This is a genomic window from Gordonia alkanivorans NBRC 16433, from assembly GCF_000225505.1.
Classification (GTDB): domain Bacteria; phylum Actinomycetota; class Actinomycetes; order Mycobacteriales; family Mycobacteriaceae; genus Gordonia; species Gordonia alkanivorans.
Genome location: NZ_BACI01000016.1, coordinates 119,710 through 133,782, shown reverse-complemented (window position 1 = coordinate 133,782; position 14,073 = coordinate 119,710). Strand labels below are relative to the sequence as shown.

Below are 14,073 nucleotides of genomic sequence, written 5' to 3'. Positions count from 1 at the left end.
GTCGCCCGACCCCGCAGGACCGCCGCACCTCGCCCACGCCGGCGGACCCTCACGCGGATGTTCGCGCCTGTCATCGCGACCGCGGCCGCAGTCGCCGCCACCGTCGCGCTGGTCGCCCCCACACAGGCCGCCCCCGCGAAGCCCACACCGGTGCCGTTCCCGACCGGAGATCTCGCCCGGCTCTATCCGTCGGACGTCTCGTCGTTCCCCGGCGGCGTCTACCTGCAGCCCATCGAGACGTTCAGCGCGCTGCGACGGGACCACCCCGAGATCATGGCGCAGAACCTCGACAAGGTCGTGGCCATCAACCAGGCCGCGGCCGACGACCCCGCCCTGCAGCGGCGCGCACTCACCGACGCCCACGACGATCCGCTCGTGACGATGTCCGACGCGTTCGGACAGAAACTCGGAAGCCACTTCCGGAACGCACTGGCTGCCGGTCGCCTGCCCAAGACCAAGTCGATCCTCAGCGACTACCTGGCCCGCGGTGGCGGCATCGCCAACACGACGCTGGTCGAGAAGTACGTCTTCGGCAACGACCGCCCGTTCGTCGTCGCCCCCAAGCGAATCCGGAAGTACACGCGCACCGACGAAAACGAGTACGACGCCCTCGGGGCCAACCCGTCCTTCCCCTCCGGACACGCGGGCATGTTCTTCTGGCGCGGAACGCTTCTCGCGCTGATGCTTCCCGAGTTCGCCCCGCAGTTCCTCACCCGTGCTTCCGAGGGCGGTTACCACCGCGTCGTACTCGGCGTGCACTACCCGCTCGACGTGATCGGCGGCGCCATGGTCGGCCAAGCCGCGGCCGCCGACCGGTGGAACGACCCGGAATTCAAGCGTTTGCTCCGCGCCTCCGCGACCGAGATCCGTCGTGAACTCGAATGGCGTTGCGGTGCTCCGTTGTCCACCTGCATTAACCAGGACACCCCGTATCTGACCGACGACGAGGCGAAGCGTATCTACACCGACCGCCTCACGTACGGCTTCGGCCGGGTCGCCTCGCCCACGCATCGAATGGTGGTGCCACAGCAGGCCGTCGACATGATCTCACCCGCCTTCCCGTCACTGTCCGACGCGCAGCGTCGCCAGATCCTCGTTGCGACCGCGCATCCCGCCGGCTACCCGCTCGACGACCAGCGACCGGGACGCGCCTCCTGGCAGCGCCTCGATCTCGTTCGGGCTTACACCGCCCGGGTGACCGTCGACGACAACGGCGGCGTCACCGTTCACTGACGGCGCTTTCCGCTTTCCCTTACTGAATCGTTTGTCCCACTGCGCGTTGCGAACTCACCCGCACGCGCCATCTCGTCGTGTCGTGGGCGTCAGTGTGTGTCCAGTTAGCCCGAACAGCTTGACACCAGAGTAAGGATACGGCGAATTTTCGGGTGGTCCACGTCACACCCGAGGTGGACTCACCGCCCGTGAACTGGGCGGACGGTGCCGAATCTCGCATCCAGTCCGACGACTGGGTTAACGAACTCACTCACCTTCAAGCCCCGCCGGGGCGATGTCGCCGTGCCCGCTTCCCGGGCTGCTTCGTCGTGCCCGGAGACCATCGCCGAAAGGCAGTCGAAACATGCGTTTGTCGAACTCTCGAGGAGCCGGACGGCTGGCGGCGGTCGCCGTGGCCGCGGCGTGCATCTTCTCCGTCGTGTCATGTAGCAGCGACGACGGCGGATCGGATGGCTCCGCCGCGGATTCCAGCGGTACCAAGGCCTCCGGCGAAGCCATCAAGGTCGGATTGTTCAACCCCTCCAAGGGCCCGGCCACCCAGCCCGGTGTCACCACCGGCAAGCAGGCGGCCGTGGACTACATCAACAACCAGATCGGCGGCATCAACGGCCGCCCCATCGAGATCATCGACTGCGGTATCGACCAGACCGCACCCGAGTCGACGGTGTCGTGCGCCAACCAGTTCGTCGAAGCCGGCGTGGTCGCCGCGATCGACGGATTCAACGCCGAATCCGCTGCCGCCGTGCCGATCCTGACCGCCGCGAAGATCCCGCTGGTCGGCCAGATCCCGTTCAGCACCATCACCGGCGCATCGGCGGACAACCGTGTGTACTTCGGACCGCCGCCGGCCGCGTTCCTCGTCGGCTTCATGCAGCAGCTGAAGGCCGACGGCAAGAACTCACTCACGCTCGCGAATGCCGATCTGCCGCAGGCACATCAGGTCTTCGACGGACTCATGAAGCCGCTCGGCGCGCAGCTCGGCATCGAGGTCAAGTCGGTGTACTACCCGCCGGCCGGACCCAACTTCACGCAGCTGGCGAGCCAGCTCGCCGAGGGCAGTCCCGACGCGGCCGGTCTCATGACCGCACCCAACGACAACGTCTGCACCAAGCTCGCCCAGTCGCTGCGCTCGGTGAAGTTCGAGGGCACCATCTTCCTGGCCGCCTGCACCGACTTCATCGACACCCTCGGCCAGCAGGCCGTCGGCGCGCAGACGTATTCACCGTTCTGGCAGACGCCGGCGCTCGACTCCACCCCGGCCGAGGTCAAGGGCAACCTGGAGACCGCCCAGAAGTTCATCGACGACCAGAGCGGCACCGCCGGCTTCTACGCCTACGGCACCTTCTCGATCCTCGCCGACTTCGCGACCACCGTCGGCAACGCCGAGCTCAGCGACTACACCGGCCCGAGCATCCTCGGCGCACTGAAGGCGGTCAAGGACTACCAGTCCTTCATCGGACCGAAGCTCAACTGCGGCAAGCCGACGAGCCCGAACTGCACCACCGAGATGCTGCTGTTCAACGTCGTCGCCGACAAGAAGACCGAGCCCGCCACCGGGGGATTCATCACCCCGCTCCCGGCCGCGCTCGCGCTCATCCCGGGCGCCGCGTAACCGAGCACGACACGGTGGGGATGGGCCCCGCACCCGGGGCCCATCCCCACCACCCGCTCCCCGACCGTTCTCCCGGGTGACCCACCCACCCGTCCGCGCAATCCGTCCGCGTGAGATGCACACGCGCCGAACGAATGAGTACGCACATGGGCCAGTTCCTCCAGTTCGCCTTCCTCGGGCTAGCCGCGGGTGCCATCTACTCGGTACTCGCCTCGTCTCTGGTCGGCATCTACGCCGCCACCGGAATCATCAACTTCGCCCAGGGTGCCATCGGTCTCTACTCGGTCTATCTCGTCGCCGCGCTGCGCACCGACGGCAGTCTCGTCCTGCCCATCGGCACCCTGAGTATCGGCAGTGAGGACAACCCCACGTCGATGGAACTCGCTCTGGCCCTCGGCGTGGTCAGCGCGGTGGTCTGGGCCCTGCTCGCCCACGTCCTCGTCTTCCGTCCCCTACGACACGCGCCCGTGCTCGCACAAGTCGTCGCGTCGGTCGGCCTAATGCTCTTCCTCCAGGCCCTCGTCCAGCTGCGTTTCGACACGGAAAATCTGTTCGCCCAGTCGATCCTGCCCGAGGACACCGTCGACATCGCCGGTGCCGTCGTCAACGTCTCCGACCTGATCCTGGCCGGTGTCGCCATCGCGGTGTCCCTGCTGCTGTGGGCCTACTTCCGTCTCACCACGCTCGGGGTCGCGACGCGCGCCGGATCCGAGGACGAACTGGCCGCCCGCCTGTCCGGCTACTCCCCCGACCGCCTCGCCGCCATCGTGTGGGTCATCACCGGCGCGGCCACCGGCCTCATCGTCGTGCTGGCCTCGTTCACCATCGGCCTGACGGTCACCAGCTACACCTTCTTCGTCATCCCGGCGCTGGCGGTCGCACTCGTCGGACGGCTCACCTCCTTCGGGGTCGCCTGCGCGGCAGGACTAGTGCTCGGCGCCTTCCAGTCGGTGATTTCGTGGCTCGCCACCAAGGCCTGGTGGCCGGAGTGGGCGCAGGCCGGTCTCGGCGACGCCGTGCCCTTCGTCATCGTGGTGATCGCGTTGTTCCTCCTCGGCGGACGAATCCCGTCGCGCGGCTCGCTCGGCGAGGTACGCATGCCTGCGGTGCGCATCCCCCGCATCCGGGTCATCCCGACCGTGGCGATCGTCGCGGCCGTCGTCCTCGCCATCCTGCTCACCTCCGGCACCTGGCGGTTCGGCGTGGTCACCTCGGTGATCCTCTCGCTCATCGCGCTCTCGCTGGTCCTGCTGACCGGTTACCTCGGCCAGATCTCGTTGGCGTCCATGGCCTTTGCCGGCGCCGCCGGATTCGCCCTGTCGAAGCTGACCACCAACTGGAATGTGCCGTTCCCGTTCAGCATGCTGTTCGCCGCACTGATCGCGACGGGACTCGGCGTGCTGGTCGGCGTGCCGGCCCTCCGTATCCGCGGCGCGCAGCTCGCAGTGGTGACCCTGGCCGCGGCACTGGCGATCCAGAGCTTCGTGTTCAACAACCCGGCCATCACCGCGTTCGAGGGCAACATGATCGCCGACCCGACACTCTTCGGCATCGACCTCGGTGTGCGCGACGGCACCAACCTCGTCACCCTGCGGTTCGCGCTGATGGTTCTCGTCGTCGTCGCGATCGCCACCCTCGTGGTCCTTCGGTTCATGGGCGGCTCCACCGGCCGCGCCTTCCTCGCGGTTCGCTCCAACGAACGCGCGGCGGCATCGGTCGGAATCAACGTCGCCGCAACCAAACTCCTCGGCTTCGCCCTGTCGGCCTTCCTGGCCGGCATCGGTGGCTGCCTGATCGGCTACAGCCGCGGCCAGCTCTCGGCCGGCTCGTTCACCGTGATGATCGGCCTGACGCTGCTCGCGATGACCTACGTCGGCGGAATCACCTCGTTCGCCGGCGCCGTCATCGCCGGCATCATCGGCCCGCTCGGCGTCGGTTATGTGTTCCTCACCCAGACACTGAGTTTCGGCGAGTACTACGAACTGATCGCCGCGGGCAGCCTTCTGCTGATGGCGGTGATGAACCCCGTCGGCGTGGCCGGCGCGGCGTCCGAACTCGGCGACAAGATCCGGGCCCTACGGCACCGCCGAGAACCGGATCCAAAACCCGAGGCGCCCGGTGCGGCGCAGAGCGCGGAGGCAGGTGTCCATGTCTGAGTCGACCGTCCTGGAACGGACCACCCTGCTCCAGACCGGCGGGCTCTCCGTCCGCTACGGCGGTGTCAGCGCCAACACCGACGTCGACATCACCGTCGGCTCCGGCGAGATCGTCGGCCTGATCGGCCCCAACGGCGCGGGAAAGACCACCTTCGTCGACGCCGTCACCGGGTTCACCAAGGCCACCGGCACCGTCTCGCTGGCCGGTGAACGCCTCGAGAAGGCCTCGCCGCATCGTCGGCGTAGAGCCGGAATGGCACGCACCTGGCAGGCCGGCGAGCTGTTCACCGACCTCACCGTCTCCCAGAACCTGGCCGTCGCCGTGCAGCCCGTCGGCCTGCGCGCGATGGTGTCGGACGTGCTCAACGGTTCGCGGCCACCCGCCGAGACCATCGACCACGCACTCGATCTCGTCGGTCTGCGCGACGCCGCCGATCAGCGTCCCGGCGAACTCACGCTGGGACAACAGAAGTTGGTGGGCGTCGCCCGGGCCCTGGTCGGCGGGACCCGACTCGTCCTGCTCGACGAGCCGGCGGCGGGCCTCGACACCCACGAGAGCCGCGACTTCGGTGCCGAGCTGCGGCGCATCGCTGCCACCGGCATCGGAATCCTCCTCATCGACCACGACATGTCGCTGGTCCTCGACGTCTGCGACCGCCTCTACGTGCTCGACTTCGGGAAGGTCATCGCCAGCGGCACACCCGCGGCCATCCAGGACGATCCGGCGGTGATCTCCGCTTACCTGGGAAGCCCGGAGGTGGACCCGGATGCGGTGGCCGAGCTCGATGCGGCCGGGTCATCCGGTGGGCCAACCGATCTCGCGGCCGGAACCGAACCGACCACGACCGCCGCGCCCGAGGAGAACCGATGAGCACGCCGAACGACGCCTCCTCGGCGTCCTCCGTCCTCGAACTCGACGACATCACCGTCGGCTATGGCGGTGTGCCGGCCGTGCGCGGTCTGAGCGCCTCGGTCCGCGCCGGGGAGATCCTGGCCCTGCTCGGCCCCAACGGTGCAGGCAAGACGACCACTCTGCTCGCCACCGTCGGCGCCCTGCCGTTGATGTCGGGCAGCGTGACCGCGCTGGGCGAACCGATAGACCATCACATCGAACGCAACGCCCGCCGCGGCGTGACCCTGGTCCCCGACACCCGCGGCCTCTTCCACAAGCTGTCGGTATCGGACAATCTGCGACTCGCGAAGCGCAAGAACGGAACCGATCTCGACACGGTCTTCGGGTACTTCCCGAAACTGAAGACCATGCGCTCGCGGCAGTGCGGCAATCTCTCCGGCGGCGAACAGCAGATGCTGGCCCTGGCCAAGGCACTCCTCGCGCGTCCGCGCGTTCTGCTCATCGACGAGATGAGTCTCGGCCTGTCTCCGGTCGCCGTGCAGGATCTGCTCCCGCGGCTCCGCGCCTTCGCCGACGAGCACCAGATGGCGGTCGTCCTCGTCGAGCAGCACATCGACCTCGCCCTCGGGATCGCGGACTCGGCGATCGTCCTCCATCACGGCCGGGTCGCACTGTCGGCGAGTGCCGCCGACCTGCGCAGCCGTCGGGACATGGTGGAGGCCGCATACTTCGGTCGCACCATAGAGGAACAGGCCTCCTGAGACCGGCCGAAGAACGCCACCACCGACGAATCCGGGGACGCCGTGGTCACGGTCGACGATCCGAACACCCAAGATCCGAACACCCACGATCCGAACGGGCACGATCCCAACGGGCGAGGGCCCGGCCGGTCCGCTCGGCGCCGCACCGGCCAGGACCGTCCGGCACGCAGCACCCGGAATCGTCCGACCGACGAACAACTGCTCGATGCCGCCTGCGAGGTGATCGCCGAGGTGGGCGCCGACCGGGCGACGATGACCGCGATCGCCGAACGCGGTGGCACGACACGGGTGACGCTCTATGCACACTTCGGGTCCCGCGATGAGCTCGTCGCCCGCGTGATCAACCGCGAGCTCGACATCTTCACCTCGTTCATGTTCCGCGTCTACGACGAGAGCGAGGACATGCCCTACGGGGCGCGGGCCCGCCATTCGGTGCAGTGCCTGTTCGACTACGCCCGGAACCATCCCGCCGGCCTGCGGGTGCTCATGGGACACAGTGGGGGCGGCGGTAGCAACCGGCGCCTGTATGCCGCACTCGAACCGAGGATCTCCGCGCGGTTGCGGAAGAACTACGCCGAGCGCGGTGCCGACATCTCCGCGGGCGCGGACACGCTCGCGTCTCTGCTGCTGGGCATGAGTCTCGACGTCGCGCATCGTGCGCTCATCGTCGACGGCGCCGGCATCGACGAGGCCTGCGACCTCGCGATCACCGCCACCATGGCCGTGCTCCGCGACGTCCGGCCGGAGCAGCTCCAGGCGCTCGACGCGTCGCTCGACCAGCGCTGACACCCCATTCAAGAACTCTGTCCAAGACGGTCCAAGGTCCGGACAAGTCGACCCCAAGTTCCCCACAAGCGGATCGGGCGATTCTTTCTCCTGTCACACGAACCCCCGCGGTCGAACCGCCTCCGGGCACCCCGGACGACGACCGCCCAGGAGAGGAAACCCCATGTCCCGCCCGCAGAACACCCAGCCCGACACCGACCACCTCGCGACCGAGCAGATCGACACCCTGCACAACACGGAGATCGGCCCCATCTCCGGCCCCCGCCGGCCGCTGTGGCAGATCGGTCGCCGCGCCACCGTCATCGTCGCCTGTCTGGGCTTCACCGCCCTGACGGCCTGCAGCTTCAGCATCGGCTCCCAGACCGTCGAGGAGGCCTCCGACATCGACGTCGGCGAGTGCCTGCAGATCGGTGACGAGGCCGGCGAGGGCAAGGTGGAGGCCACCAAGGAGGACTGCGAGGGCACCGAGGGCCTCACCTTCTTCGCCGCCGACAAGGTGGCGTCCGACGCGGAATGCACCGCCGACTACACCTCGACCCTCACCTTCTCCGGCGGAGACCAGAAACTGTGCATGACACCGAACTTCGCGACCGACACCTGCTATCAGATCCCGCTCAACGGCGGAAAGCTCGCCGACTACCGCGAGGTCGAATGCGGCGCATCCCCGGTGGACAACACGGTCATCGCCAAGACTGTCAGCCGCGGCGACGGATCGATCGGCTGCCCCGATGACCAGACGAAGTGGACCTTCACACAGCCCACCTCGATCGGCTACTGCCTGACCGAGGACGTCACCGCCGCAAGCGCATTCGGCGGCTGAGCGGTCGGCCCGGCAACCGGCGGCTGGCCCGACGATGCGGAGTTCGCGGCCGCATCGACCAGACCATGGGTGACCCGGTAGTCGTCGCGCATCCGGGCCATCTCGGCATCGCGCACGCGGTAGGCCTTCTCGATCCGTGCACGAGCGCGCCGTGAGCCGCCCAGACGCTGTGCCGAGCCGGCCAGCGCGAGGGACGGACCGACCCGGCCGAGAAGGTGCTTGATCTTCCCGTCCGGCATGCCCAGGGCATCGGCGTCGTCATCGCCGATGAACACCCGCTGCAACCCGTACATGAGGTTGGTGGCCAATCGATCTCGCAGGATGCGCGGGCCGGGCAGTACGTTGGCGAGCTCAGGGACGAGGTAGTCCTCGGTGAGCGCGACCACGAAGTCGTGATCGTCGGGCCCGGGTCCCGGTGACGTCAGGCGGTACAGCTCTTCGATGCGGACATGATCGGCCTCGCACGTCGGGCCGAGTTCGGGACTCATCCCGACGACATGGCCGACGTAACGCCAGAGGTGGTAGATGTCCTCGAGCTCACGGTCGGTGAACCGGACCCCGAGGGTGTGCATCGCGTCGATCGCGATGTGGCCGAACTCGGCGATCGTGAACGCCATGTACGGCTGCGGAATCGGTACACCCCAAGCATTTTCGTTCCAGTCGCCGCGCTTCCACAGCATCTGCCGGACGTGCGCGTGGATCATGCGGACGCGCACGGTGTAGGCGAAACCGTCTCCGTCGCGTCGCATCCCGCCCGGGGTGATGACCTGACTCAGCCACTCCCCCACCTCCACCGACCGCATCGCCGGCTGCGACACATAGCGTCCGGTGATCGCAAGGGGTTTGGCGGCGATCGTGTTTCCCGCGCCGCGCACCAGCGAAGCCGCGCCCAGCACGATGCCGAGCGGCGCGGTGTTGACGATGAGCGCGTCCGCGGCCCGGGCCATCCGATCGTGGTCGACCCAGTCCGGCTCGTCGTCGAGAAAAGCGAACAGCGCCCGCATCGACTCGGTGGACTCGTCGAGCGATCCGATCCCGTGGGCGAGCGCTCTCCGGAGCACGGTGGTCGTGGACCCGCCCGGATGCGAGTCGGCCGCCACCGCGTCGGCGAGGGGATCGGCGAGCCACATCTGGTCGAGCCAGACTCGTCCGGCCTCCCCGTATCGCTGTACGGCCAGGTCGGCGTTCACCAGATCAGTGGGTATCCGCTCCATGACTCAATGAGAACACGTGCGTGCTCACTTTCCATTCGTTTTTCCCGCGCCGGCCGAGAGCGACCTCAGAGACTGCGCTGCTCCGCGTACTCGGCCATGGCCGCGCGCTCGCCGTCGTGATCCGGATAGAAGAAGAAGACGATGGCGGCGCCCACCAGCACGATCGCCGCGGCGGCACCGTAGGCGCGGTTGTCCCCGTGCACGAAGGCGTCCCGGGCGGCGCCGATGATCTGATCGGCGTACTGCGGATACCGCTCGGCGAGCACCTCGGCGCTCGAGAAGGACTTGGTGAGCGCCGCCTCGGTCTGGTCGGTGACCTGATCCGCCTGCGGGGAGTTCGCGATCGTCTCCCGCAACTGGTTGGCGTAACCGGCCGTCAGGATCGCGCCGAGCGTCGACTGCAGGATGGCTCCGCCGAGGTCGCGCTGCAGATCCGACATGCTCGACGCCATGCCCGCCCGCTGGACGGGCACCGATCCGGTGAGCGACTGCGACGCCGGGGTGCCGGCCAGGCCCACGCCGATGCCGACGAGGACGTAGACGAGCCCGACGTGCCAGAAGTGGGCGTGTTGATCCCAGGTGAGCATCGCGAACACCAGCCCGAGCACGATGAAGGCGTACCCGGACAGCAGGGTGAACCGTGATCCCATGCTCTGCACGAGTTTGGCCGACCGCGGTGCGACGACGACCATCGCGCCGGCGGCGGGCAGGATCGTCGCGCCCGCGGCGAGAGTCGAGTAGCCGAGCACGTTCTGCATGTACTGCTGGCCGATGAACATCGCGCCCATGAGCGTGCCGAAGACGATGAGCCCGCCGAGCGCCGCGACCCAGAAGGTGCGTCGGGATGCGATGCGGAGGTCGAAGAGCGGAACACGCACGCGCAGTTGCCGCCACACGAATCCGGCACCGGCGACGATCGCGATCGCGGCGAGGATGTAGACCTGCAGCCGCTGATCGCTGTTGGGGGCGAAATTGATGGCGAGGACCAGCGCCCCGACCATCACGATCGAGACGATGCCGCCGAGGTTGTCGACGACCGCCGCCTCGTCGCCGGTGTCGTCGGGCACCAGCCTCCATGCCGCCGCCAGCGCGAGGACCGCCAGCGGCAGGGTCACCAGGAACACCGAATGCCAGTCGAACACCTCCAGCAGACCACCCGACATCACCGGTCCGAGAGCGGAGATCGCTCCGCCGAACGCCGACCAGGCGGCGATCGCCCGGGTGCGTTTGGGACCCGACCACAGCGCGGTGATCACCGCGAGGGTCGTCGGGAAGGCCAGGCCGGCCGCGATGCCGCCGACCAGACGGGCACCGAACAAGACCTCGACGTTCGGCGCGAAGCCGGCCACGAGCGACGCCGGGATCGACAGAGCCATGCCGAACACGAGCATCCGCTTGCGGCCGTGGCGATCTCCCAGCGCACCGAAGTACAGCACCGACGCCGCGAGACCCAGCGAGTACCCGACCGCGATGAGGTTCAGCTGCGTCGAACTGGCGTCGAGATCCTTGCCGATGTCGGGCAGCGCGACGTTGGCCACCGCGAGGTTGATGTTGGCCACGCCCGCGACGAGGATCAGCGCGACGAGGATCGCACGCGCGCGTGCCGGTGCCGTACCGGTGTCACCCTCGGGCGTCGTCGACGTCATCGGTGAATCGTACGTGCGGAATCACTGCCCGAGCAGGACTTCCGCGCGTCAGCGGCACGGAATTGTCACGTCCCGGGGACCATCGGCCCCGGGACGGGAGAGTCGTGCCGTCAGATGCAGATGTTGAACGACAGCGAACCCAGCGGGACTCCGAAGCAGAGCGCCACGGACCCCACGACGGGTTGCGCCTCGACCGGCGCCGCTGCGGCGGTGGGCGCACCGGCGAGTGCGAGTGCGCCGGCCGCGGCGACAGTCGTGATCCCGACAGTCAGACGACGAGTGATCTTGGATGTGTACATAGCGAGCCCCCTCGAGCACGTTTCCCCCGCACCGAACCCGCTCACGTGACCCATCGCCGCAGGTGGTGCTAGGTTTCGAGTCTACGCCGACAGGGCCGGAGATCGTGTCGCACATCTGGGGGACACGGGTGGAACCGGTCCGTGGACCGGGCTCAGAGGCTGATCCGCAGACCGTCCCACTCGTGGTCGTGCATGAACCCCTCGGCGAGCCCGACCCGGTACTTCAGACAGCTGCGGAGGATGCCCGCGTAGGCGAACGGGAGCAGGACCGCCGGCTTCTGGTCGCCGGACCGGGTGATCACATCCGACGCGCCGCGGAAGTCGCGTGCGAACTGACGGAACGACCGGCCGTTGCGAGAGGGCGCACGCCATCCGTAGAGCATCATGCCGACACCGATCATCTTGTCGACACCGGGTGCGGGAGTGATGATCTCGGTGTCGGGGTCGGAGGTGCCGAGGAAGGCGCGGTCTACGCCGTCCTCCGGAGAGAACATCATGATGCCGCTCGTCGCGCGCGGATTGCACTCGATGCAGAACAGGTCCTCGTCCGGTCCGTCCTCGATGAAGTCGAAGCCGATCTGCCCGGTGAAGTTGACGCGCTCGACGATGTCGGCGACCCACGCCTGGATGCGCGGGTGGTCGACGGACCGGAAGTTCAGGCATGAGCTGCCGTCGATGGCGTAGTCGACCGGATAGGTGGCGTGCGCGTAGATCCGGCCCTCGTGGCACACCGAGTAGGTGCAGTACTTGTCGCCCGAGACCCATTCCTGTGCAACCCACGGGTTCTGTTCGTCGTGCTCGAGCCAGGTGAGCGGGTCCCCCGGCTGCACCTTGTGCACCTTCTGCGAACCGCGCGAGTAACACCGCTTGAGCGCGAAGGGCTTGTCGAAGTCGAGTGAACCCGCGTCCTCGGGGCCGGCGACCCACGCGAATGTGCGGGTGGGGATTCCGAGTTCGACGAGCAGTTCCTGGAATTCGTACTTGTGGTGCAGCCGGTTCTCGATGTCGAAGTCGGAGAGGAAGAGCCGACACGTCGGCGGGAACAGTTCGGCGAGCATCGCGATGATGTCGGTTTCCTCGTGCACCGGGATCACCATGTCGACGTCGTTCTCCTCGACGATCCGGGCGAGGGCACGACAGTATTCGAGGGGCTCGAACTTCGGCGGCGGAACACGGTGGAATTCGCCTACCGCGTTGGAGAATCTGCTGATGGCGACGGGAATAGAGTCGACGGTCGTCACGCGATGGCCACCCGCAGCCATGAGTCGTGCGAGTTCCAGGGAGAGGAACGACCGACCGGAGGTGATCAGTACATGAGCTCGTCCGGCGCTGTCCACCCGACAGAGTCTAGGGGGTACTCCGGACCCTGACGCGCCGCGTCGGCCCTACGCCTGTTGAATGGAATCGGACACTACGGGAATATTCGGTATCTATCTGTCGGTTCGTCCTGTTAGTTTCCGCACGACCGGGCTGTTGTGCCGGTCGAGCCTGTGGTGGCAGGCAGTCGGATTGGGCGACGGACCGGATGACCTCGAGAACCCGGGGGTTCCGGACCGAGTTGGAGGAGGCATGCAACTGTTCGTGGTCGGCGTCATCGCCGCATGCCTTGCCGCTGTCGCCTACGGGATGTCGACGGTGCTCCGCGCGCTCGGCGCGCGTCGTGTCGCCGCGGCAGCCGCCGAAGAGGGTAAGGGCATCACCACCGAGACGGGTGCTCCCACCATCTCCTCGACGATGTCGACCTTCGTCGATCCCGCCTTCATCCTCGGCACCACGATGGTCGTCTTCGGCTTCGCCGGCGGGGCACTCGCCGCGCGGTTCCTCCCGCTCTTCCTGTCGCAGACCATCGTGTCGGCGAACCTCGTCGTCACCGCACTCCTCGGCACGATCATCCTCAACATCGCCCTGCACACCCGCGAATGGGTCGCCATCTGGCTCGTCGTCATGTCGCTGTGCCTGCTCGGTGTCTCCTCGTCGCATCACACCGGCGGCGGCGAAGAGGTCGGTTTCCACTGGGGTCTGTTCCTCGCCACCGTCGCGCTGTGCGCCTTCGCGCTCGTCGCCGTCTACAACCTCGGTTCGGCCGCCGGCGCCATCGTCGGCGGCGCCGCCGCGGGTCTGTTGTTCGGCATCATCGCCATCTCGGTCCGCATCCTCGACGGCGTCCAGCCGTTCGATCCCGTTGCGTTCCTGACCGACCCGGCGGCGTGGACCATCGCCGCAGCGGGCGCGGTCGGCTTCTACATCCAGACCGTCGCGCTCCAGCTCGGCGCGGTCAACGGCGTCACCGCCGTGCTGGTGGTCGGCGAGACCGCCGGACCCAGCCTGGTGGGTGTGGTGTTCCTCGAGGACACGGCCAAGCCCGGACTCGGCTGGCTTGCGATCCTCGGCTTCGTCGGCGCCGTCATCGGTGCCGTGCTGGTGGCGTGGTACGGCTCGGTCGACCCCGACCACCTCGGTGAGGCTCCGCCGATGAAGGGCGGCTGGCGTCGCGGCCGCGAGGAGCCGGAGTATTCCGACCCAGAGAAGTCCGAACCCGGCGCGTTCGAGGCGGAGGCCTTCGAGGCGGAGTTCCGAAGTGGACCGGGTGATCCCGACTCGCGCGACGACGACGCAGGGTTGCGTCCGGACGGCTCCGCGTCCGGCGATCGATCCGTCGGCAGCCGGGACTCGCGGCACAACTGATCGCGAGC

12 protein-coding genes are annotated in these 14,073 nt (G+C 67.8%); 8 read left to right on the top strand and 4 right to left on the bottom strand.

Annotated features, from left to right (window positions below; translation table 11 throughout):
- The first annotated feature begins 57 nt into the window (after positions 1-57).
- The 7 genes from GOALK_RS02290 (at position 58) to GOALK_RS02260 (ending at position 8,221) form a co-directional block, all read left to right on the top strand.
- On the top strand, positions 58-1,233 hold the full coding sequence (locus tag GOALK_RS02290) for a phosphatase PAP2 family protein (RefSeq protein WP_006357168.1): 1,176 nt from the start codon (positions 58-60) through the stop codon (positions 1,231-1,233).
- Positions 1,234-1,576: 343 nt separating this feature from the next.
- Entirely contained in the window at positions 1,577-2,845 is a 1,269-nt protein-coding gene (locus GOALK_RS02285) for an ABC transporter substrate-binding protein (RefSeq protein WP_006357167.1), read from the top strand.
- Between the two features lie 146 nt (positions 2,846-2,991).
- Positions 2,992-5,001, top strand: coding sequence for an ABC transporter permease (locus tag GOALK_RS02280; RefSeq protein ID WP_006357166.1), 2,010 nt, complete (start codon positions 2,992-2,994; stop codon positions 4,999-5,001).
- On the top strand, positions 4,994-5,872 hold the full coding sequence (locus GOALK_RS02275) for an ABC transporter ATP-binding protein (RefSeq protein ID WP_006357165.1): 879 nt from the start codon (positions 4,994-4,996) through the stop codon (positions 5,870-5,872). The genes GOALK_RS02280 and GOALK_RS02275 overlap by 8 nt, the downstream gene beginning before the upstream one ends.
- Positions 5,869-6,615, top strand: a complete 747-nt coding sequence (locus GOALK_RS02270; RefSeq protein ID WP_006357164.1) for an ABC transporter ATP-binding protein — start codon at positions 5,869-5,871, stop codon at positions 6,613-6,615. The genes GOALK_RS02275 and GOALK_RS02270 overlap by 4 nt, the downstream gene beginning before the upstream one ends.
- 42 nt (positions 6,616-6,657) lie before the next feature.
- Positions 6,658-7,401 (top strand): TetR/AcrR family transcriptional regulator, encoded by a 744-nt coding sequence (locus GOALK_RS02265; protein ID WP_006357163.1) that lies wholly within the window; start codon positions 6,658-6,660, stop codon positions 7,399-7,401.
- A gap of 163 nt (positions 7,402-7,564) precedes the next feature.
- A complete protein-coding gene (locus GOALK_RS02260; protein ID WP_006357162.1) occupies positions 7,565-8,221 on the top strand; it encodes a hypothetical protein in 657 nt (218 codons plus the stop codon).
- Here the strand turns inward: GOALK_RS02260 and GOALK_RS02255 are convergent.
- The 4 genes from GOALK_RS02255 to GOALK_RS02240 form a co-directional block, all read right to left on the bottom strand.
- Complete coding sequence (locus tag GOALK_RS02255) at positions 8,173-9,435, bottom strand: oxygenase MpaB family protein (RefSeq protein WP_006357161.1); 1,263 nt, start codon at positions 9,433-9,435, stop codon at positions 8,173-8,175. The genes GOALK_RS02260 and GOALK_RS02255 overlap by 49 nt on opposite strands.
- Positions 9,436-9,500: 65 nt before the next feature.
- Positions 9,501-11,081, bottom strand: coding sequence for an MFS transporter (locus GOALK_RS02250; RefSeq protein WP_006357160.1), 1,581 nt, complete (start codon positions 11,079-11,081; stop codon positions 9,501-9,503).
- Positions 11,082-11,191: 110 nt separating this feature from the next.
- Positions 11,192-11,380: a hypothetical protein gene (locus GOALK_RS02245; protein ID WP_006357159.1), complete on the bottom strand. Its 189-nt coding sequence runs from the start codon at positions 11,378-11,380 to the stop codon at positions 11,192-11,194.
- A gap of 152 nt (positions 11,381-11,532) precedes the next feature.
- A complete protein-coding gene (locus GOALK_RS02240; RefSeq protein ID WP_040003929.1) occupies positions 11,533-12,717 on the bottom strand; it encodes an ATP-grasp domain-containing protein in 1,185 nt (394 codons plus the stop codon).
- A 232-nt stretch (positions 12,718-12,949) separates the two neighbouring features.
- Here GOALK_RS02240 and GOALK_RS02235 point away from each other — a divergent pair, with 232 nt between their 5' ends.
- Positions 12,950-14,065 carry a DMT family transporter gene (locus GOALK_RS02235; protein WP_006357157.1) on the top strand — a complete coding sequence of 372 codons (1,116 nt, stop codon included), beginning with the start codon at positions 12,950-12,952 and terminating at the stop codon, positions 14,063-14,065.
- Positions 14,066-14,073: the final 8 nt, after the last annotated feature.

What these genes read in the sequence shown, in the direction of transcription:
- GOALK_RS02280 (WP_006357166.1), top strand. Translation starts at nt 2,992, where the DNA reads ATGGGCCAGTTCCTCCAGTTCGCCTTCCTCGGGCTAGCCGCGGGTGCC.
- GOALK_RS02270 (WP_006357164.1), top strand. Translation starts at nt 5,869, where the DNA reads ATGAGCACGCCGAACGACGCCTCCTCGGCGTCCTCCGTCCTCGAACTC.
- GOALK_RS02235 (WP_006357157.1), top strand. Translation starts at nt 12,950, where the DNA reads ATGCAACTGTTCGTGGTCGGCGTCATCGCCGCATGCCTTGCCGCTGTC.
- GOALK_RS02260 (WP_006357162.1), top strand. Translation starts at nt 7,565, where the DNA reads ATGTCCCGCCCGCAGAACACCCAGCCCGACACCGACCACCTCGCGACC.
- GOALK_RS02255 (WP_006357161.1), bottom strand. Translation starts at nt 9,435, where the DNA reads ATGGAGCGGATACCCACTGATCTGGTGAACGCCGACCTGGCCGTACAG.
- GOALK_RS02290 (WP_006357168.1), top strand. Translation starts at nt 58, where the DNA reads ATGTTCGCGCCTGTCATCGCGACCGCGGCCGCAGTCGCCGCCACCGTC.
- GOALK_RS02285 (WP_006357167.1), top strand. Translation starts at nt 1,577, where the DNA reads ATGCGTTTGTCGAACTCTCGAGGAGCCGGACGGCTGGCGGCGGTCGCC.
- GOALK_RS02245 (WP_006357159.1), bottom strand. Translation starts at nt 11,380, where the DNA reads ATGTACACATCCAAGATCACTCGTCGTCTGACTGTCGGGATCACGACT.
- GOALK_RS02250 (WP_006357160.1), bottom strand. Translation starts at nt 11,081, where the DNA reads ATGACGTCGACGACGCCCGAGGGTGACACCGGTACGGCACCGGCACGC.
- GOALK_RS02275 (WP_006357165.1), top strand. Translation starts at nt 4,994, where the DNA reads ATGTCTGAGTCGACCGTCCTGGAACGGACCACCCTGCTCCAGACCGGC.